Raw genomic sequence first — 21384 nt, 5'->3', positions numbered from 1 at the left:
CGGATAATATCTATTTCTCTATTTCAAATAAGGTGAAAAACATTATCTTTTATAGCCATTTCTGATTAAAAAGCCTATGATTATTGTCGAAGAAGTACAAAACCGACTCCATAAAAGGGAATTTCTGGAATTCCCGGCACAACTTTATCAACGTGACAAAAATTATATCCGCCCTTTAGATAAGTATATTGAGGAAATTTTTGAGCCTGAAAAGAATAAATTCTTTCAAAACGGCGAGTGTAAGAGATTTTTGTTTAAAAAGAATCACAAAACGGTTGGTAAAGTAGCTGTTTTCATTAACCATTGTTATGAGCAAAAGCAACCTACGGGAGGAATTGGTTTTTTTGACTGTATCAATGATCAGAATACCGCCAATTTTATTTTTGACCATTGTAAAAACTGGCTTCAGAAAAAAGGAATGGAAGCTATGGATGGTCCGATCAATTTTGGGGAGCGGGATAAATTCTGGGGGCTTTTGATTGATGGTTTTGCTGAGCCTTTGTTTGGAATGAATTATAACTTCCCTTACTACAAAGATCTTTTTGAAAATTATGGATTTCAGATCTATTTTAAGCAGCTTTGTTTTACCAGACCTGTTTTTGCTGAAGTTTCGCGAATCTTCACGATTGCCCATGAAAAAAACAGAAGAAATCCTGCCATTTCAGCTCAGCCTATGAAAAAGAATAATCTGGCGAAATTTGCAAAAGATTTTACTGAAGTTTATAATAAAGCATGGGCATCTCATGGAGAAGGAAAACATTTGGAAGAAGCAAAGGTTCTGAAAATGTTCAATGCGATGAAACCCATTATCAATGAGCATATCTCCTGGTTTGTATATGAAAATGAGAAACCGATTGCGATGTGGATCAATATTCCTGACCTTAACCAGTGGGCTAAATATTTGAATGGAAAGTTCGGAATTTTTGAAAAACTCAAGTTCTTATTTTTAAAACGATTTAAGAAAAATGAGAAAATGGTGGGGCTTGTTTTTGGTGTAGTTCCGGAATGGCAAAAGAAAGGTATTGACGGATATATGATTTGGGAAGGAACTCAACATTTGAGAAAACATACAGATTTTAAGATTACAGAACTACAGTGGATTGGTGATTTTAATCCTAAAATGATTAAGATTGCTGAAACTCTGGATACCACAGTAACGCGAAAGCTGGCTACTTACCGGTATCTGTTTGACAGGAATAAGGAGTTTGAGAGGCATGAAATTCTTTAGGGCAAGGAAGATGGAGGCTGGAAGAGAGAAGTTTATTAATTGTCATAACTTTTCCTGGATACTTGAGTTTAATTAACACAAAGTTTTTATTTGCGGCTGTTATATTTTTGAGGGAGCGAAAGTGGAATCAACTTCATTGATTCCTTCTAAGCCAGTGTATAATCCATTTTATTTTTAAGAGAAATTCTGTACAGGTTCTGATTAAAATAAAAACCCTGCCTTTTAAAGCAGGGTTCCTTCATTTTGGTACTTTTATTAGAATAGCTCACCGGCTACTTTTTTGATATTATCACTCTTCCCCATTGAGTAAAAGTGCAGAACAGGAACTCCAAAATCCAGCAATTCTTTGCATTGGGCAATCGCCCATTCTACTCCGATCTGCTTCACGGCTTCATTGTTTTTTGCATTTTCAACTTCATTGATCAGCTCTTCAGGAAGATCTATTTTGAATACCTGCGGCAGGATTTTCAAATGTTTTTTTGTGGCAATGGGTTTTATTCCCGGAATAATCGGAACTGTAATTCCAATTTCCCTTGCTTTCTGAACGAATTCTATATACTTTTTATTGTCAAAGAACATTTGGGTAACAATATAATCTGCTCCGGCATCTACTTTTTGTTTCAGCCACTTCAGATCATAATTCATGGAAGGTGCCTCCATATGTTTTTCCGGATATCCGGCAACACCGATGCAGAATTTATTCAATTCATCACATGCCTGTTCTTCGTTATGAAGGTATTTTCCTCTTCCCAGGTTATTGATCTGATCCACAAGATCCATGGCACTTGGATGTCCTCCCTGAGTAGGCTCAAAATACTGATGTCCTTTCATAGCATCTCCTCTTAGGGCCATTACATTATCTATCCCGAGGTACATACAGTCTACCAGAAGATATTCTGTCTCTTCTTTTGTAAAACCTCCGCAAAGAAGATGAGGAACCGTATCTACATTATATTTATGTTGAATAGCAGCACAAATCCCTAAGGTTCCCGGACGCATTCTCGTAATACGGCGTTCCATAAGTCCATTGCCTTTATCCAGATAGATATATTCTTCTCTGGATGTTGTAACATCAATGAAAGGCGGTTTGAATTCCATCAATGGATCTATATTCGTATAGAGGTCTTCAATCCCGATTCCTTTCTGTGGCGGAACAACTTCTAAGGAGAATAAAGTTTTTCCATTTGCATTTTTAATGTGTTCTGTTATCTTCATGTCAATGTTAATCTGCTAAATTTGGTGACAACCATTTTCTCGCTTCCTGGATACTGCAACCTCTTCTTGCTGCATAATCTTTAAGCTGGTCCTCTGTAATTTTTCCTAATCCGAAGTATTTGGCATGCGGGCTTCCGAAATAATATCCGGAAACAGATGCTGTCGGGAACATCGCCAGGCTTTCTGTAAGGAAAACACCTGTATTTTCTTCTACTTTTAAAAGATCCCAGATTGTTTTCTTTTCCAGGTGGTCTGGGCAAGCCGGATATCCCGGTGCCGGACGGATTCCTTTGTATTTTTCGGCAATCAATTCTTCGTTGCTTAAGCTTTCCTGATTGGCATATCCCCAATATTCTGTTCTTACTTTTTTGTGTAAGAATTCAGCATAGGCTTCTGCAAAACGATCTGCCAGGGCTTTTACCATAATGGAATTGTAATCATCATTGGCTTTTTCGTATTCACTGGACAATTCATCGGTTCCGAATCCGGTAGTTACACAGAATGCCCCCACATAATCGGTTTTTCCTGAGCTTTGAGGAGCGATGAAATCACTTAGTGCCAGATAATCTTTTCCTTTTGATCTTTGAGCCTGCTGTCTTAAGGTTAAAAACTTCGCCTGCTCATTGTTATTTTCATCAAAAATCAAGATATCATCAGATTCATTGGAATTGGCTTTAAAGATCCCGAAAATGGCTTTTGCTGTTAGAAGCTTTTCATCCAGAATTCTCTTTAGAATCACCTGAGCATCTTTGAATAATTCTTTCGCCTGAGCTCCTACCACCTCATCTTCCAGGATATTCGGGTATTTTCCGTGAAGATCCCAGCTTCTGAAAAACGGTGACCAGTCGATGAAAGGAAGAAGTTCCCTCAAATCCTGATTTTCGATAACTTTTATTCCTATCGTATTCGGAGTGAAAATCTCTTCATTCTCCCAATCAATTTTAAAATAATTCTCTCTTGCTTCCTGGATGGATACATAATCTTTATCCACCTGTCTGTTCAGGAACTTTTCTCTGAAGTCGGAATAGTCATTCTTTAAATCCGAAACATATTCTTTATTTCTGTCACCCAATAATGAACTTACTACGTTTACAGCTCTTGATGCATCATTCACGTGAACGACTGCATTTTTATATTTTAAATCAATTTTCACTGCGGTATGCGCCTTTGAAGTTGTAGCACCACCGATTAATAAAGGAAAATCTAAATTTTGTCTTTCTAATTCTGAGGCGATATACACCATTTCATCCAAACTTGGTGTAATCAATCCGCTTAATCCTATAACGTCTACTTTTTCTGCAATAGCCGTCTGAATAATTTTTTCAGCCGGAACCATTACTCCAAGGTCGACGATTTCATAGTTGTTACAACCCAAAACGACACTCACAATATTTTTACCAATATCATGAACGTCCCCTTTTACTGTTGCCATTAAGATCTTTCCGTTGGCAGGTTTTGCTCCATCTTTTTCAGCTTCAATGAAAGGTTGCAGATAAGCCACAGCTTTTTTCATTACCCTTGCAGACTTTACGACCTGAGGTAAGAACATTTTCCCGCTTCCGAATAAATCTCCTACTACTCCCATTCCGGTCATCAGATTAATTTCGATTACATGAAGTGGTCTTGCAGCTGACTGTCTTGCTTCTTCTACATCTTCTTCAATAAAACGGTCGATCCCTTTTACCAATGCATAGGTAATTCTTTCCTGTAATGGATTGTTTCTCCATTCTAAGTCTTCGGTTTTTTCTTTTTTGACTGATTTGTGTTTTTCTGAATAGTCAAGAAGTCTTTCTGTAGCATCTTCTCTTTTATCCAGGATTACATCTTCTACAAGCTCCAGTAATTCTTTATTGATTTCATCATAAACTTCCAGCATCGCCGGGTTTACAATACCAATGTTCATTCCTGCCTGGATGGCGTGATAAAGAAAAACAGAGTGCATTGCTTCTCTCACAGTATCATTTCCACGGAAAGAGAAGGAAACATTACTCACTCCCCCACTCACGGATGCATAAGGAAGATTTTGTCTTACCCAACGTGTAGCTTCAATAAAGTCGATGGCATTTCTTCTGTGCTCATCCATTCCCGTTGCCACAGGAAAGATATTTAAGTCAAAAATGATGTCTTCTGCCGGAAAACCAAGTTGATTGACAAGAATATCATAAGAACGTTTTGAAATTTCAATTCTTCGTTCAAAACTGTCAGCCTGCCCTACCTCATCAAATGCCATTACAATAACTGCTGCTCCATATCTTTTAATAGCTTTGGCATGTTTGATAAATTCTTCCTCGCCTTCTTTCAAACTGATAGAATTTACCACACATTTTCCCTGAGCTACCTGAAGACCTGCTTCAAGGATTTCCCACTTGGAAGAATCTACCATGATCGGGATTCTTGCGATATCCGGTTCGGAGGCAATTAAGTTCAGGAATTTGATCATGGATGCTTTTCCATCAATCAATCCATCATCAAAGTTGACATCCAGAATCTGGGCACCTCCTTCTACCTGATGGCGGGCAATATCTAATGCTTCGGAGAATTTCTCCTCTTTGATCAGTCTTAAAAACTTTTTGGAACCGGCAACGTTAGTCCTTTCACCAACATTGATGAAATTGCTCTCCGGTGTTATGATAAGAGGCTCGAGGCCTGATAATCTTAAATATTTCATTTTATTCTTCTAAAATATAGTAGGCATTATTGGCATTCTGTCTCAATAAATCCCTATGCTTGCTTAAAGCAGTCAACAATGGAAATCTTTTATATGCAAGATCATATTCTCTGGCAAATTCTTCAATCTCCTCTGTGATCTCGTTGTAATACATATAACTGTAGTTCGGAAACAGATGATGTGCTACATGGAAATTAAAATTCCCCAACATATTCCTTACCAGCCAGTTATTTTCTTTTAAATCATTGGTCACTTCAAACTGATGACGAAGCCAGCTAAATGGCAGACCATTTTCTTTATTTAATTTTGGAAAGGCATTATCAGGAAGCGGATGCAAAGGCAGTAAAACAAACAATGCAAAAATACTTGCTGAAATTACCTGTAAAAACCACGCTCCTAAAGCCAACCCTATTGATACTTTAAAGAACATCACAGGAACCACAATCTGATAAAAGAAATAGAACAGCTTATAGCTTATCATTTTTACTTTCTCCATAACCGGTATTCTCCCCTGAGTCTTTAAAATCACTCTTTCTTTGTCAAAGAAGTCTCTGAAGTCTCTTATAAACATCCAATTGAACAAATAGAATGGATATACTAAAAAGAAAAACTTATCCTGATACCTCTGTACTCCTTTTGCTTTGATCCACGGTACGATTAACAGCAATCCGCTCTGCTCGATATCCGTGTCCCATCCATCTACATTGGGATATGCATGATGGCTTGCGATATGTCTTTTTTTCCAGATATAGGAGTTGGCTCCTATAAAATCAAAAATGTGAAGAACCAGCCCGTTCAGTCTTTTACTTTTATATATGTTGTTATGGGCTGCCTCATGAATTAGGTTTAAATAAATCAAAACCAGAGAAATTCCCATTAAAACAAAACTCAGAATATACATCCAATGTTTTTCAGCATTCAAAACAGCAAGAAAATATAACCCTATATAGACCAGTGGCAGAATAACCGCTTTGATCTGAATGTAGATATCCCTGTTCTCAGAAATGGTTTCTACTCTTTGGTTTACTTTCTTTCTCAGCTCATTAAATAATCTGATATCCTCCGAATCTTTTAAGTAAATTGGCTTTTTCATTATATTTAACTTTGTGGTTTACATAAAGTTACTATTTATAATTAGCCTTCATTCTTGATTTTAATTAAAAAAATCTATCAAATCACACAAATTCCTTCAATTTCCTTGGCTGATATTGTTCTACCAAATCTGCAATCGCTTTTATATGCTCAGGCGTGGTTCCGCAGCAACCACCGATAATATTGATCAGTCCTTTTTCTACATATTCTTTAATTTGTCTTGCCATATCTTCAGGAGTTTCGTCATATTTTCCAAAAGCATTCGGTAAACCTGCATTCGGGTATGCTGAAATATAGAATTCTGAATTATGGGCCAGAGTTTCAAGATAAGGCGTCAGCTGATCTGCTCCCAATGCACAGTTGAAACCTACACTTAATAAATTCAGGTGGGAAACGGAGATCAGAAAAGCTTCTGCTGTTTGACCGCTCAGTGTTCTTCCTGAAGCATCGGTAATGGTTCCTGACACCATGATCGGAATTTTTATTCCTCTTTCATCCTGTAGTTCATCAATGGCAAACAAAGCTGCTTTTGCATTCAGGGTATCAAAGATGGTTTCTACCAAAAGAATATCTGAACCTCCGTCCAGCAAAGCTTCACACTGCTGCCTGTAAGCTACTCTCAATTCTTCAAAAGTGATGGCTCTGTATCCGGGATCATTAACGTCTGGACTTAAACTTGCCGTTCTGTTTGTTGGCCCGATAGATCCTGCTACGAATCTCGGTTTGTCCGGATTTTTCGCGGTATATTCGTCACAGGCTTTTCTTGCAATTTTTGCGGACTCATAGTTCAGTTCGTATACCAGCTCTTCCATGTGATAATCTGCCATCGCTATGGTAGTTCCCGAGAATGTATTGGTTTCAATGATATCAGCCCCTGCTTCCAGGTATTTCTTGTGAACTTCTTCAATCGCCTGAGGCTGTGTGAGAGAAAGAAGGTCATTATTTCCTTTTACCGGATGCTCCCAATCCTTGAAACGCTCTCCACGATAGTCATCTTCTTCAAACTTGTATCTCTGAAGCATTGTTCCCATAGCTCCGTCAAGAACCAGAATTCTCTTCTGAAGTTGAACATTGAGTGCTGAAAGCTGAGCGTCTTGTATATTATTTTTCATTTTCTATCAATTTGTAACAGTTTATAAATCCGCTGACCAGTTTTTTGCATAAGAGGATTTTTTTATTGATTATTTTAAAATCTTCTTTAGAAATATATTGTTGGTCTGAAGCCAAATGGAATTGAGTTTCCAGTTTATAAAGAGATTTCCCGGCAATCTGCAGAAACGGTAAAGTATCTTCGGGATTCTGCCTTCTACTTCCTTCCGTTATATTGAACGAAACTGAAGTTACCATTTTTCTTATCTGACCTGTTAAAGCCAATAATTCTTCTTTAGGAAAGTTGGCAGTCAGGATATAAGTTAGATTAACCAACTTTCTTCCCTCCATCCAAATTACTAATTCTGTGTATTCTCTATTCATTTGGTTTTTTATAAACTGTCAACGATTAACTAATCTAAAGCCTGTTTCAGATCTGCTATGATATCTTCTACATTTTCCAAACCTACCGAACAGCGAACCAATCCTGCCGTAATACCTACTTCATTTCTTTCCTCATCGGATAATTTAGAATGGGTTGTAGATGCCGGGTGGGTAACGATCGTTCTTGTATCACCTAAATTAGCAGACAGTGAGCACATTTGTATCTTATCTAAAAAGTTTCTTCCGCCTTCTATTCCTCCCTTTATTTCAAATGCTACGATATTTCCTCCAAGCTTCATTTGCTTTTTAGCGACTTCATAACTTGGATGGGATTTCAGAAATGGATATTTTACTAATTCTACGTTCGGATGACTTTCTAAAAACTCAGCTACTTTCAATGCATTCTCACAGTGCTTTTCTACACGGATCGCCAATGTTTCTAAACTTTTTGATAATACCCAGGCATTAAAAGGAGATAATGCAGGTCCTGTATTTCTTGCGAAAAGATAAATTTCTCTGATCAGGTCTTCTTTTCCTACTGCTATTCCTCCTAACACTCTTCCCTGTCCGTCAATCAATTTCGTCGCTGAATGTACAACAATATCTGCACCATATTTGATCGGCTGCTGAAGATAAGGTGTTGCAAAGCAGTTATCTACAATAAAAATAAGGTTGTGCTTTTTCGCAATCTGTCCGAAGAACTCAAGATCCAGAATTTCAATAGCCGGATTGGTAGGAGTTTCAAGATATAAGATCTTTGTATTGGGCTTGATATATTGTTCAACATTCTCAGCATCTCCTGCTTTGAAATAAGAGGTTTCAATATTCCATTTCGGGAAATACTTAGTAAATAAAGTATGCGTAGATCCGAAAACTGACTGGCAGCTCACGATATGATCTCCGGCATTCAATAAAGCAGCAAATGTAGAATAGATGGCAGCCATTCCTGTAGCAAACGCATATCCTGCTTCTGCACCTTCCATCTTAGCAATCTTATCTGTAAATTCTGTTACGTTTGGATTAGAGAAACGGCTGTATAAATTCTTTGGTTTTTCTTCTGCAAAGCTTGCTCTCATATCTTCCGCATCCTGAAATATAAAACTGGAAGTAAGGTATAATGGTGTAGAATGCTCGTCAAACTGACTTCTTTCAGTCTGGGTTCTTATTGCTGATGTTTCAAAATTTTCCATATAGTTTTAATTGATCAATTTTACATTGTAACCATCAGATTCTTCGCTATGCTCAGAATGACAATTGCCGTTATGGTTACACTGCCAAATTGATAGATGTTAGATTAAATATTATTTAGTTTCACTTACTCTTAAAATATCTCCGAATACTCCTCTGGCTGTTACCTGTGCACCTGCTCCTGCTCCCATGATAACGATAGGATTTTCACCATAGCTTTCTGTGTAAATTTCAAAGATTGAATCTGAACCTTTTAATTGTCCTAAAGCTGAAGTTGCCGGAACAGAAATCAATTTTACATCTAACTCACCTTTATCTTTCTGCAGATCACCATGCAAATCACCTACATATCTCAATACATGCCCAGGCGCCTGATTTTCTTTTATTTTCTGATACTCTTCGTCCAGTTCTTCAAGTCTTGAAAGAAATTCTGATTTTGAAACCTCAAGCAGACTTTCCGGAACCAGATTTTGAATATTGATATCTCCGAATTCATTAATTAAGTCTAATTCTCTCGCCAGAATCAATAATTTTCTTGCTACGTCATTTCCCGATAGGTCTTCTCTTGGATCCGGTTCTGTGTATCCTTTTTCCAAAGCTTCATTGATAATGGTTGAAAATTTATCGTCTCTTAAAGAAAAATTGTTGAAAACATAGCTTAATGTTCCGGAGAATACTCCTTTGATTCTGGTGATATTTTCTCCTGAAAGGTGTAATAATTTTATCGTATCAATTAATGGTAAACCTGCCCCCACATTGGTTTCATACAGATAACGTCTGTTGTTTTTATTCAACGTATATCTTAGTTTTCTGTATTCTTCAATCGGAAGGGTATTAAAAATCTTGTTTGAAGAAACCAGATCAAATCCGTTTTCTGCCAAAGCATGATAGTTTTTCACAAAATCCTTACTTGCCGTGTTATCAACAACGATAAGGTTCTCCAGCTGGTTTTCGTTGGAGAAATTAATCAGCTCCTGAACACTCGAAGGATGTTCTGCAGTCAAAACCTCATCGCTCCAATTCGCATCAAATCCTCTTTTGTTGAAAGCTATTTTCTTTGAATTGGCTACTGCAACAACTTTAAGATCTATTTTTTTACGTCTTTTTATTTCTTCTGAAGATTCCAATACCTGTTGTATCAGAGTTTTTCCTACATTTCCGTGACCTATAATTGCTAAATGAACTGTCTTTGGCTTTTTGAAAATTTCAGACTCGATGATATTTCTGGTTTTTTCATCCTGTGAAGAAGTTACTACGATGTTGACCCTGTTTTCTCCCGCAACCTGATTCAAAAGTAATGGGAAAACATTGTTTCTTGCCAGCTCAGCAAATACTTTATTGAAATCTTCTGCTACAAAACCGATCACAGAAACATTATTGATACTATAGATCTGAGAAACTTTTCCAGATTTTCTTTCTGCTTCAAACTCATCAATAAGACAAGCAACTGCTTTTTCTGCATCAATTTCCTGAACCAAGATAGAAATTCCGTTTTCTATGGCCTGTTGGGAAATTACTCCTACACTGATACGCGCTAAGGTAAGCGCTTTAAAAATTCGTCCGTCAATCCCGATTTCTCCCAGGAAATCTTCTCCTTCAAATTTGATGATTGATCTGTTCTTCAAAAATTTTATTTCGTTAGCATTTTTCATTACTTCTGTAAAATGTTTTTAATGATATTATTTAATTGTTGATATTCCATTAAGAAGGCATCATGCCCGTGTATAGATTGGATCTCGTGATAAGAAACATTCTTATTTTTCTCTTTTAAGTTTTCAAAACACATTCGGATTTCAGAAGCAGGAAAGAATAAGTCTGTATCTACGGAGATCATGTGCATTCGTGCCTGTATTTTATCCAGTGATGGTTCATCAGCATTAATATTCATTAAGAGATGATTCATCAGTTTGTACGCTTTTAAACTAAATCTTTCGTTTAGTGCATTACCATGATAAACCAACCAGTCTTCTGATTCCAGACATTGTTTGTCCTGGTTATATTGGTTTTGAAATCTGTCATTGAGCGACTGTGGTGTTCTATAACACAGCATGGCATGAATTCTTGCTTTCTGTAATGGTTCTTCTTTATCATTCAATAAAAATTTCTGAACCAGACATTGTGCATGAAGCCAGTCGTGTGTTCTGTAATCACAGGCAATAGGAATAAATATTTCTGCAAGATCCGGCTGCTTGGCAAGCATTTCCCAGGCAATTCCTCCTCCCAGAGAGCCCCCAATAATGGCGTATAGATTTTTGATATGTAAAGCTTCAAGCCCTTTTAGAAATATCGCAGCGATATCTGAAGGCGTGAAATCTTCATAGTCTTCAATTAAAAAATTGTCATAACCGTTTCCGGGTATATTGAAACACAGAACTGTATATTGATTGGTATCAACAATCTGATTTTCTCCTACCAATTGTTTCCACCAACCTTTTTCTCCGGATACATCTGAGTTTCCGGTAAGTGCATGATTGATTAAAACAATGGGTGCTGTAAACAGATCTTTCCCAAAAAGCTGATAGCTTAACGGGATATGGTATTCCTTTTGGGAATTGGTTTGATACGAAAGATTTATATAGTTTAATTCTGTTTTCAATTCTATTATATTTTAATACAAATACAATTGAAAATGCCACAGGAAATGGCTGAAAAGAACTTCAGTAAGTTATCTGTCCAAAATACTTTGGTAGAACGTAGCACCTTCTTTGCTTGCGCAAAGGGTTGCTAAGGTTTCATAGGGTCTAATCCCTCAACCTTTCTTGATAACATTTTCAATATTTGAATGAACGAATGATGCAAAGGTAGTTCTTTTCTTTTAATTTCAAAAAAAAAATATTTTAATATTTAAAAAAGCCCTTAAATACAAGTATTTCAAAACTATATTAATAATTGTTCAGATGAAAAAAATTGGAATTATTTTTCAAAAAAACTAACTTCGTATGGAAAAATGATGAGATATGACCGCCGAAAAAGAAAGATTACAAGATACTAAATGGAAAAACTGGGGACCTTATGTAAGCAACCGACAGTGGGGAAATGTACGTGAAGATTACAGCTCAAACGGGAATGCCTGGGATTTTACCAATCATAATAATGCTGAAAGCTATGCTTACCGCTGGGGAGAAGAAGGCATCGCCGGAATTTCTGATGTAAAGCAACTTTTCTGTTTTGCTTTTTCATTCTGGAACAAGAAAGATAAAATGGTAAAAGAACGATTCTTCGGATTGAGTAACCCTCAGGGAAATCATGGTGAAGACATCAAAGAAATCTTTTATTACCTGGACAATACGCCTACCCACAGCTATATGAAAATGGTGTATAAATATCCGATTAATGAATTTCCTTACGATGATCTTGTTATAGAAAACGGAAAACGAAGCAAAAAGGAACCGGAATATGAGATTTTCGATACCGGAATTTTTGATAACGATGAATATTTTGATATTTTCATTGAATACTGTAAAGCCGATCACAACGATATCTTAGCCAGAGTCACCGTTTGTAATCGAAGCCAGCATGAGGCTCCTATTCTGGTAGCTCCCACAATCTGGTTCAGAAACAACTGGAAATGGGGATACAATACTTATAAAGGAGAGGTTAATGCGTCTCATGACGGAAGTATTAATATTGGTCATGACAGCATTTCGATCAAAAAGCTATATTCCCGAAACTCAAATGCACAAAGTGTATTTTGTGATAATGAAACCAATACTTCCAAACTTTACGGAGCTCCCAAAGCAGAGAATACTTATTTCAAAGATGGAATCAATAATTTTATTATTCATCAGGGAGATACTGTAAATCCTGAAAAAAGAGGAACAAAAGCTTCTTTTCTTATTGATGAAATTATTGATGCTGGGGAATCAAAAGTTTTTGAGTTCAGGTTGTCTCCTGACGAAATGGATGAACCTTTTGACAGTTTTGATCATATTTTCAATATCCGTCAAGCTGAAGCCGAAGAGTTTTATAACGATATTCAGAATGATACAGTAAATGAAGATGAAAGAAATGTTCAGCGACAGGCTTTTGCAGGGCTTCTTTGGAATAAACAGTTCTATCATTACAATATCGGAAAATGGTTGAAAGGAGATCCCAATTTTGAGGCTCCAAGAAATTTCAACGAATATGTAAGAAATACAGAATGGAATCATCTTCATAATAAGGATATCATTTCCATGCCTGATAAATGGGAGTATCCATGGTATGCTACGTGGGATCTGGCATTTCACTGCGTCCCTTTCTCCATTATAGATGCGGAATTCTCCAAAGGACAGCTTTTATTACTTACCAAAGAATGGTACATGCATCCTAACGGACAGCTTCCTGCTTATGAATGGAACATGAGCGATGTAAACCCGCCTGTACATGCCTGGTCTTGCTTCCGTGTTTTTAAGATTGATGAAAAAAACAATGGAAAGCCGGATTTATTATTTTTAGAAAAAGTCTTTCAGAAGTTGTTGCTGAATTTTACATGGTGGGTCAACAGAAAGGATAAAAATGGTAAAAATATTTTCGGAGGCGGCTTCCTTGGTCTAGATAATATTGGTGCTTTTGACCGGAATATGGAACTAAAGGACGGTCAGCATCTTGAGCAGGCAGACGGAACAAGCTGGATGGCGATGTATGCATTGAATATGATGCGTATTGCGATGGAACTTGCCCAATATTATCAGGTATATGAGGATATGGCGATCAAGTTTTTTGAACATTATCTTTATATCGCTGAAGCTATGGAAAACCTGGGTGAAGGAACAAAAGGCTTGTGGAATGAAGAAGACGGATTCTTCTATGATGTATTGCAGCTTGGAAACGGAGACAGTGTTTCTTTGAAATTAAGAAGTATTGTCGGCTTAATTCCTTTATTCGCAGTAGAAATTGTGGATCACAGGCTGTTGGAAAAGATGCCTAATTTCAAAACCAGAATGGAATGGATCCTAAAAAATAAGCCGGAACTCACCAAGCTCGTTTCTCATTGGGATGAGGAGGGACAAGGCAGAAAACATCTGATGAGTATTTTACGTAAAAACAGATTAACAAAGGTTCTTACAAGAATGCTTGATGAAAAAGAATTTCTAAGCTCTTACGGAATCCGTGCTATGTCTAAAGTATACGAAGAAAATCCTTTTGTATTCTCTGTGCATGGAGCCGAAAATATGGTATACTATACTCCTGCAGAAAGTGACAGCCGAATGTTTGGTGGAAACAGCAACTGGCGTGGGCCGATCTGGTTTCCTATCAATTTCCTGATTGTTGAAAGCCTGCAGCGTTTTCATTATTATTATGGAAACAGTCTTAAGGTAGAATTTCCAACAGGAAGCGGCGATAAAAGAAATCTTGATGAAGTCGCTCAGAATATCAGCAAAAGGCTCTGTTCAATATTTTTAAAGGATGAACATGGGCAAAGGGCTTTCAACGGAGGCAATCCAAAATTCAATTACGATGAGCATTTCAGAGATTATATCACCTTCTTTGAATATTTTCATGGTGATAACGGCCGTGGTGTAGGGGCTTCTCACCAGACAGGATGGACTGCCACTGTGGCGAAACTGATAAAACCAAGACTTACCTTTTAATCAGCAATGAGTAATAAATAATAAAAAAGCCGGATGAGTCATCCGGCTTTTTCTATTTTTAAATAAGAGATTAAATTTTTTCTCCGTTTACATAGACTTCATATCCGATTTCTACATTCGGTTCTAACGTTTTTGATACGGAACAGTATTTTTCAAAAGAAAGTTCTGCTGCCTTTAATGCTTTTTTAGGATCAATTTCTCCTTCTAAAAGGAACTTAACATTAATGGATTTAAAAGGTTTTGCTTCATCTACCTGTACTCTTTCTCCTTCTACTTCTGCCTGAAAACTTTTGATATCCTGACGCTGCTTCTTTAAAATAGAAACCACATCAATTCCGCTGCAGCCCGCGACTGCCATCAGTACACTTTCCATTGGAGAAACGCCTTTTGCTCCCGGCTGGGAAGTATTATCCAGAAGAATAGAATTTCCTTGTGCATTTGTACATTCAAATAAAAAATCGTCGTTTATTCTGTTAAGTGTAATTTTCATTATTTATTGCTTATTGCTTTTGCAAAGTTATAAAATTCCTCTCGCTTTTATCTCAAGATATTTATTGATAACATCGATATTCAAATTTTCCGGAAGTGTATATACGGTATAGATTCCATATTTGCGAAGTTCCTGGATGATCAGTTTCTTTTCAAACTCAAATTTCTCAGCAATGATCTCATCATAGATTTCCTGCATATTTTCAGGATTTTTGTTGATCAGCGTCTGCAATTCTGAATTTTTGAAGAATACAACTACCAGCAAATGGTTTTTTGCGATTCCACGTAGATATTTCAGCTGTCGGTTCAGTCCGTCCAATGTTTCAAAGTTGGTAAAAAGCAGAATTAAGCTTCTTTGATTGATAGAATATTTTACATCCTGATACAGGCGGTTGAAATCACTTTCAAAGAAATCTGTTTTAATATTATAAAGCGCTTCAGAGATTTTTTTCAGCTGCCCGGATTTATTATCGGCTGCAATTTTATTTTCAGCTTTCTTGGAAAAGGTCATCATACCGGCTCTGTCTCCCTTTCTCAAAATAATATGAGAAAGTGCCATTGTTGCATTGATGGAATAATCCAGCAAGCTTAATCCATTGAAAGGCATTTTCATGGTTCTTCCTTTATCAATCAGCATAAAAATACGCTGTGATTTTTCATCCTGAAACTGGTTTACCATCAAACGGTTGGTCTTGGAAGTAGCTTTCCAGTTGATCGTTCTGATATCATCTCCGGGAACATATTCTTTGATCTGTTCAAATTCCATCGTGTGTCCCAGCTTTCTGACTCTTTTGATTCCACCTAATAGAAATTCACTTTGAATGGCCATCAGCTCATATTTTCTGAGATGAATAAAGGATGGATAAGATGGCAGCATAGCATCCTTCTGAAAAATAAATCTTTTTGAAATTAAACCTAATGGTGAAGATGCGTAAATATTCAAACCTCCGAAATGATATTCTCCTCTTTCCTTAGGTTCTAATGAATATTGAAAGAATGTATTCGCTCCTGAAGCGATCTGTTTTTCGATTAAAAAATCTCTTTTCTGAAACTGAAAAGGAATTTCATCAATAATCTTAGTGGATATGGTAAAGCTATAATTATTTTTGATGTCAATTTTTACAAAATTCTCATCTCCGTTAGACAGTTTTTCCGGTAAAATTCTTTGAACCTGCAGCGCATTCTTTTGGTTAAAAAGCAACAGGAAATCTACCATTGCAGCCAGAAAACAAATCAGAAGCACGATATGGGCTGCCCACATCAGCACCGGAAAGAAAAATGCCAGAACATACAGAATCCCCACTCCGATGAGTGCAAAAAAGAAACGTGTATTGATGTATAAGTTTTTCATTGGTTAGGGTATAGGGATTAGGATTTAGAAAAAAGGGATTAGGGATTATTGCCCTGTCACCTATTATCTAATAACCTATCTCGGAATCTCTATTCCTTCTAAAATCTGGCGGATAATTTCATCTGCAGTAAGACCTTCCATTTCTCTTTCGGGAGATACGATGACTCTGTGTCTTAAAACAGCATAGCTTGCTTCTTTGATATCTTCAGGAGTCACAAAATCTCTTCCTCTCAGCGCTGCAAATGCTTTTGATGCTGTAAGAAGTGCTAATGAAGCTCTCGGTGAAGCTCCCAGATATAAGAATTGGTTTTCTCTTGTATTGATGATAATCTTAGCAATATATTCCATCAGCTGACTTTCCACAATGATTTCTTTTACCAGATTCTGGTAGTTTTTCAGCTGTACAGCTGTGATCACGCGGTTTACGCCTTCTGTTTTATCTTCTTTTTTACTTTCGTGCTGATTTTTAATGATCGCGATTTCCTGCTCAAGATTAGGATATCCTACATTGATTTTGAATAAAAAACGATCCAGCTGGGCTTCCGGAAGTCTGTACGTTCCCTCATGTTCTATAGGGTTTTGTGTAGCGATAACAAGAAAAGGTTCTTCCAAAATATAACGGGTACCATCCATGGTGATCTGTCTTTCTTCCATTACTTCAAATAATGCAGATTGTGTTTTTGCCGGCGATCTGTTGATCTCATCAATCAGGATGAAGTTGGAGAAGATAGGTCCTTTTTTAAATTCAAATTCTGAATTTTTCACATTGAATATGGATGTCCCCAAGATATCGGAAGGCATAAGATCCGGAGTAAACTGAATTCTGCTGAAACCTACGTCAATGGTTTTGGCTAATAATTTTGCGGTGATTGTCTTCGCCACTCCCGGAACTCCTTCAATCAAAACATGACCGTTTGAAAGTAACGCTGCCAAAAGATGTTCAATCATCTTCTCCTGCCCTACAATTACTTTTCCGATCTCAGATTTTACTTTCTCCAGGCTTGCACGAAGTTCGATCATATCTATTCTCGAATGAAACTGCTCTTCCTGCTTATTAAGGTCTATAGAGCTTTGGTTTTCTATATTAGGGTTATCAAAGTTTTCCATAATAAATTTTAATTTGCCGATCTAACAATGGCTGTCAATGTAATAATCAAATCTCTTCCTGGAAAAGTCATTATTAGCATTGGTACTTGTTACATCATTATATTGTTGTATTATTTAAATATTTCATCAAGGAGCTTATTGATCCTTGTAAGGTCTTCCTTCATTACGCTGGCGTAAGGGTCCTGAGCTTTTTTTACAAGCGTTATCGCTTCATTGATCATCTCTATGGTTTTCCCGGTTTTCAGCTGTAATTTTTTTGCAAATTCTTCATCTAAATTCTGGGTATCTATCAACAGATCCATCCTCACTTTGTTCAGAAAATACTGTGCCTTCTTGGCCATCATATCATGAAAATCACCTTCCTGAAGATACAGATTTCCAATACTTTTCACAAAATCCAGAGAAGTATTCCTTAGTGGCTCTGTTACCGGTACTATTCTCTGTTTTCTTTTCGCATTAAAGAAAATAAAAAGGACAAGTCCACCCAAAAGCACCCACCAGGCATACTTTAAAGCCGGATTTGACAATACAAATCTCATGAAGAAGCGTGATGCTGAACTTTTGTTGGATACAAACCAAATGGTTTCTCTATCTGGCAGATATGAAAACACATCCTGTGCATATTTTACGTTCCCAGGTTTCAGAAGATAATAATTGGTCAGAAAAAGAGGTTCAGTATGAGCGTAAATATATCCTTTTCCAAATTTCACTTTGATAAAGTTGGCCTGATCGTTATTCTTTTTTTCCACAGTTTTCCCCAGAACTTCAACTTTAGGTTTAATGAATGAAAATCCTCTTCCTGACGGAAATTTATCCAGCTTAACAAAATCATTCTGATATTTTTTGTCTGTAAGTTTCAGCACATTTTCCTCTTCAAAGGAGATTTCGGAATCATAATACCCGATACTGTCTGAAATTTCTTTCGGCATCCGAACCACCAGTAAAAATGCATCCGAACCTTCAGATACCTGAGTCAGGATTTTATTCCAGGACTCTTTGTCAAGATTATTTTCAATAACAATAATATTGTGAGGATCCTTTTTATGCTGACTGTAGTATTCGTAGGGAACCTGTTCAATCTTCTTCAGATTATTTTTAAACAGATCTTTAGCTTCATTATTAAAAACGAATAGTCCGAACGGAGACTTCTCATTAATGTCAAAATTCTTTCGCCAGTCTGTCGTTTCTTTTTTGTTAACTTCAAGCAATGCCAGAACAATCATCACAATGACGAAAATTACAGCATATGTTTTGAAAGTTTTATTCATGGTTACTATTGTTAAGGTTTAAATGCCTGATACTGATTTTTAAATTTCTGATAGCTTTCTTCTTCAATACTGAATTCTCCGTACCAGACATAATCAAAGATATAAGAAAGATTAGAGAAATCGTTTTTAAGATGGGGAGCTTTCAACTCTGCGGCATAATCTTTATTGGTTTTTTCCGGATTCCAGTTGATCAGCTTTTTATCACTCAGTTTTTTAAGAACAAACAGGAATTGGTAACGAACTGCTGACCGATAATCTCCCGCCATCTCAAATTTCGCGATACTTTCAGGAAAATTGATTTCATGGATATTCTCATGGAGTTCCTGAACGTTGATATCCAGTTTCTTATTCTTTTTACCAAAAATAAAATTCCCATCTTTCCCCATCAGATATTTAATAATGAAATAAAGCAGAAAACCTACAAGGATAATCGCAAACAGACGGATAAGAACAGTTGTAAATTCCCCCGACTTAGTCAATGTTGTTTCGCCAAAAATCCCCTGTATAATCTGATTGAGCTTCCGCATCAGTTTTTGAAAGAAAGATTCTCTTGGTTTTGATACTGAATAATCAAATTCACGTCCTTTATATCTTGACGGAATATTTTCTTTAAATGTTTTCGGATGAACCTCATTTTCTGACACTGGGTTTTTCATCAGCACAGAATCTGCACGCAGCATATTTCTGTAATGCCCGGTTGTATATAATGAATCTACCAGATCATCATCAGGATTATCGTCCTGAGCCTGAACCAGCCCAAGAGAGAGAAAAAGGAGTAAGAAAAGGAAAATTTTATTCATTGATTCCAATCGTGTCTATTTCTGCAAGTTCTACTTTCTGGTGAAAATCTGTTCTGCTGTCATAATACATCAATCCAGCATTCACATACATCAGGTTTGAAAGAAAAAATGAAATCAGCATTGAAACTCCATAGAATACAAAAAACAAAATTCCGGCAGTTCCGGTAAAAGGGTTCTGCTCAAAATTTCCGTCCGGTGCAGACGTAAGAAGCGATCCGTAAAAGAATATCATCGGAATAAATGTAAATACAGATGTTATCATGTAAATAATAATAAACATCACAAACGCAGATCCCCAATATTTCCAGAACGGAGATTTCTCACTGCCATTCGGGTAAGAAAACTGTGACCGTAAAGCATAGCTCAAACTTCCCCAGAAACCTCTGCCCGAATTAAAATAATCATACATCAGAAATGTAGTGAAATTAAATATCGCTGGGTAAAGCAGCAGTATCAAAAACAGTCCGATAATAATAAAAATGAGGATATAAGAAAATCCTACGACAAACAATACCATCGGAGTGACAATAAAAATCATTCCAAGGCACAGCTTAGCTATTCTCCCTGCATTGCTTTTAAAATCACTCAGAATTTCATCCGCTTTTATCTTTTCTGCACCTTCTGCAATTCTTTTTAAATAGAAAACAGGATACAGGTAATTGACAATCATCAGGACCATGAAAAGCAGAAAAGTCAGTAATCCTACTGTAATCAGCATACCGGCATTATCCGAAAAATACTGTTCAAAATAAGATGTTTCTCCCCCAAGGTTGGATGCGAATACCTGCGAAAAGAGTTCTTTATACCCGAAGATTGCAACGGTTACCATTAAGATCAAAAGCAAGCCATTGATCAGAATATAGTTCTTAAAATAATTCTTCCCATATATTTTGAAGAAATTAAAACTATCGCTGATAAAGTTTCCAAAATCTCTTTTTTTATATAATTGTATCATGAATGTGTTTATTAGTTTTTTTATAGACAACAGACGGATATACAAAATAGTAGAATCCTATAATTGCCAGTGAGCCAAAAATAATGATCAGGTTCAGAAACAAAGGCATTTTCAAAGCATGTCTTGTAACATAACCTTCTATAATTCCTGCACAAATTGTGAAAGGAACAGTACTTAAAAATATTTTAAATGAATCTTTAAATCCTTTTTTAAAAGAGTTAAACCTTGAAAACGTTCTCGGAAATAAAATAGATGCACCCAGAATCAGGCCACACATCGCTTCTACCACCATGGCAAAGATCTCAAAAACTCCATGAAGCCATATTCCTCTTGCACTCTCTTTCAATGCTCCATAATCATAGAAAAAATACTGGAAAGCACCCAGCATCACACTATTGGAAAGCAATGCGAATAATGTTCCCACTCCGCCTGCAATTCCGTAAATATACAGTTTCGCTCCTACCTGGATATTATTAAAAATAATCCCGATGGTACTTCCCCATGTACTGCCACTCTGATAAACTCCTACCGCATTATTATGCTTAATATTTTCAATGGTTTCATTTACGTAACCTTCACCCAGAATAATATTTACAAAATCTTTATCATAAATGGCAGAAAGTACTCCTATTGAAGTAAATAAAATGAAAAAGAGAAAAGCATACATCAGATATCTCCTGTACTGATACATCAGCAACGGAACTTCAGTTTTGAAAAAATAAACCAGCCTGTTCTCCTCTACCCTTTTTGTTTTATAGATCTTCTGAAAAATCTGGGCAGACAGATGGTTCAGGTAAACAGTAGTGTTACTTTTGGGATAATAGGTCTGGGCAAAAGAAAGATCATTGATCAGGTTAATATACAATGAAGACAGGTCATCAGGATTTTTTTTAATTTTCCCTTGAATAACCTGTTCTATTCCCAACCATTTTTCTTTATTTTGTTTAATGAAATAAACTTCTCTCATAATTGTTAAG

17 protein-coding genes and 1 riboswitch are annotated in these 21384 nt (G+C 36.6%); of the genes, 2 read left to right on the top strand and 15 right to left on the bottom strand.

What is annotated here, in order from left to right:
- Positions 1–76: 76 nt before the first annotated feature.
- Positions 77–1228: a hypothetical protein gene (locus CHRYMOREF3P_RS16670; protein WP_180565076.1), complete on the top strand. Its 1152-nt coding sequence runs from the start codon at positions 77–79 to the stop codon at positions 1226–1228.
- Between the two features lie 255 nt (positions 1229–1483).
- Here CHRYMOREF3P_RS16670 and metF read toward each other — a convergent pair whose 3' ends face one another.
- The 8 genes from metF to CHRYMOREF3P_RS16630 form a co-directional block, all read right to left on the bottom strand.
- Entirely contained in the window at positions 1484–2443 is a 960-nt protein-coding gene (gene metF / locus CHRYMOREF3P_RS16665) for a methylenetetrahydrofolate reductase [NAD(P)H] (protein WP_077413650.1), read from the bottom strand.
- 7 nt (positions 2444–2450) lie between these two features.
- Positions 2451–5111, bottom strand: coding sequence for a methionine synthase (metH, locus tag CHRYMOREF3P_RS16660; protein ID WP_077413649.1), 2661 nt, complete (start codon positions 5109–5111; stop codon positions 2451–2453).
- A 1-nt stretch (position 5112) separates the two neighbouring features.
- The gene (locus tag CHRYMOREF3P_RS16655) at positions 5113–6204 is read right to left on the bottom strand and encodes a fatty acid desaturase family protein (RefSeq protein WP_077413648.1); all 1092 of its coding nucleotides are present in this window, start codon (positions 6202–6204) and stop codon (positions 5113–5115) included.
- A gap of 82 nt (positions 6205–6286) precedes the next feature.
- Positions 6287–7315 carry a homocysteine S-methyltransferase family protein gene (locus CHRYMOREF3P_RS16650; protein WP_175627183.1) on the bottom strand — a complete coding sequence of 343 codons (1029 nt, stop codon included), beginning with the start codon at positions 7313–7315 and terminating at the stop codon, positions 6287–6289.
- Positions 7305–7676: a four helix bundle protein gene (locus CHRYMOREF3P_RS16645; protein WP_077413647.1), complete on the bottom strand. Its 372-nt coding sequence runs from the start codon at positions 7674–7676 to the stop codon at positions 7305–7307. The genes CHRYMOREF3P_RS16650 and CHRYMOREF3P_RS16645 overlap by 11 nt, the downstream gene beginning before the upstream one ends.
- Before the next feature lie 29 nt (positions 7677–7705).
- Complete coding sequence (locus CHRYMOREF3P_RS16640) at positions 7706–8866, bottom strand: O-succinylhomoserine sulfhydrylase (protein ID WP_077413646.1); 1161 nt, start codon at positions 8864–8866, stop codon at positions 7706–7708.
- Between the two features lie 111 nt (positions 8867–8977).
- Positions 8978–10516, bottom strand: coding sequence for an ACT domain-containing protein (locus CHRYMOREF3P_RS16635; protein WP_180565075.1), 1539 nt, complete (start codon positions 10514–10516; stop codon positions 8978–8980).
- Complete coding sequence (locus CHRYMOREF3P_RS16630) at positions 10516–11460, bottom strand: alpha/beta fold hydrolase (RefSeq protein ID WP_180565074.1); 945 nt, start codon at positions 11458–11460, stop codon at positions 10516–10518. The genes CHRYMOREF3P_RS16635 and CHRYMOREF3P_RS16630 overlap by 1 nt, the downstream gene beginning before the upstream one ends.
- A 66-nt stretch (positions 11461–11526) precedes the next feature.
- Positions 11527–11633: riboswitch (SAM riboswitch) on the bottom strand.
- Positions 11634–11821: 188 nt separating this feature from the next.
- On the opposite strand from CHRYMOREF3P_RS16630, the gene CHRYMOREF3P_RS16625 reads away from it, so the two are divergent.
- Entirely contained in the window at positions 11822–14437 is a 2616-nt protein-coding gene (locus tag CHRYMOREF3P_RS16625) for an MGH1-like glycoside hydrolase domain-containing protein (protein ID WP_180565073.1), read from the top strand.
- 70 nt (positions 14438–14507) lie between these two features.
- On the opposite strand, the gene CHRYMOREF3P_RS16620 is transcribed toward CHRYMOREF3P_RS16625, so the two are convergent.
- The 7 genes from CHRYMOREF3P_RS16620 to CHRYMOREF3P_RS16590 all read right to left on the bottom strand — a co-directional run bounded on the left by CHRYMOREF3P_RS16620 (position 14508) and on the right by CHRYMOREF3P_RS16590 (position 21374).
- A complete protein-coding gene (locus CHRYMOREF3P_RS16620; protein WP_077413642.1) occupies positions 14508–14927 on the bottom strand; it encodes an OsmC family protein in 420 nt (139 codons plus the stop codon).
- A gap of 27 nt (positions 14928–14954) precedes the next feature.
- Entirely contained in the window at positions 14955–16277 is a 1323-nt protein-coding gene (locus CHRYMOREF3P_RS16615; protein ID WP_077413641.1) for a DUF58 domain-containing protein, read from the bottom strand.
- Between the two features lie 75 nt (positions 16278–16352).
- Complete coding sequence (locus CHRYMOREF3P_RS16610; RefSeq protein WP_077413640.1) at positions 16353–17384, bottom strand: AAA family ATPase; 1032 nt, start codon at positions 17382–17384, stop codon at positions 16353–16355.
- Between the two features lie 110 nt (positions 17385–17494).
- Positions 17495–18652, bottom strand: coding sequence for a hypothetical protein (locus CHRYMOREF3P_RS16605; RefSeq protein ID WP_077413639.1), 1158 nt, complete (start codon positions 18650–18652; stop codon positions 17495–17497).
- An 11-nt stretch (positions 18653–18663) separates the two neighbouring features.
- On the bottom strand, positions 18664–19452 hold the full coding sequence (locus CHRYMOREF3P_RS16600) for a DUF4129 domain-containing protein (protein ID WP_180565072.1): 789 nt from the start codon (positions 19450–19452) through the stop codon (positions 18664–18666).
- Positions 19445–20407, bottom strand: coding sequence for a DUF4013 domain-containing protein (locus tag CHRYMOREF3P_RS16595; protein ID WP_180565071.1), 963 nt, complete (start codon positions 20405–20407; stop codon positions 19445–19447). Before CHRYMOREF3P_RS16595 ends, CHRYMOREF3P_RS16600 begins: the two co-directional genes overlap by 8 nt.
- On the bottom strand, positions 20391–21374 hold the full coding sequence (locus CHRYMOREF3P_RS16590; protein WP_077413636.1) for a stage II sporulation protein M: 984 nt from the start codon (positions 21372–21374) through the stop codon (positions 20391–20393). The genes CHRYMOREF3P_RS16595 and CHRYMOREF3P_RS16590 overlap by 17 nt, the downstream gene beginning before the upstream one ends.
- Between the last annotated feature and the right edge of the window lie 10 nt (positions 21375–21384).

This window comes from Chryseobacterium sp. JV274, assembly GCF_903969135.1.
Taxonomy (GTDB): domain Bacteria; phylum Bacteroidota; class Bacteroidia; order Flavobacteriales; family Weeksellaceae; genus Chryseobacterium.
Note: the sequence above shows the minus strand (reverse complement) of the source record. Positions and strands in the feature narration are given on the sequence as shown.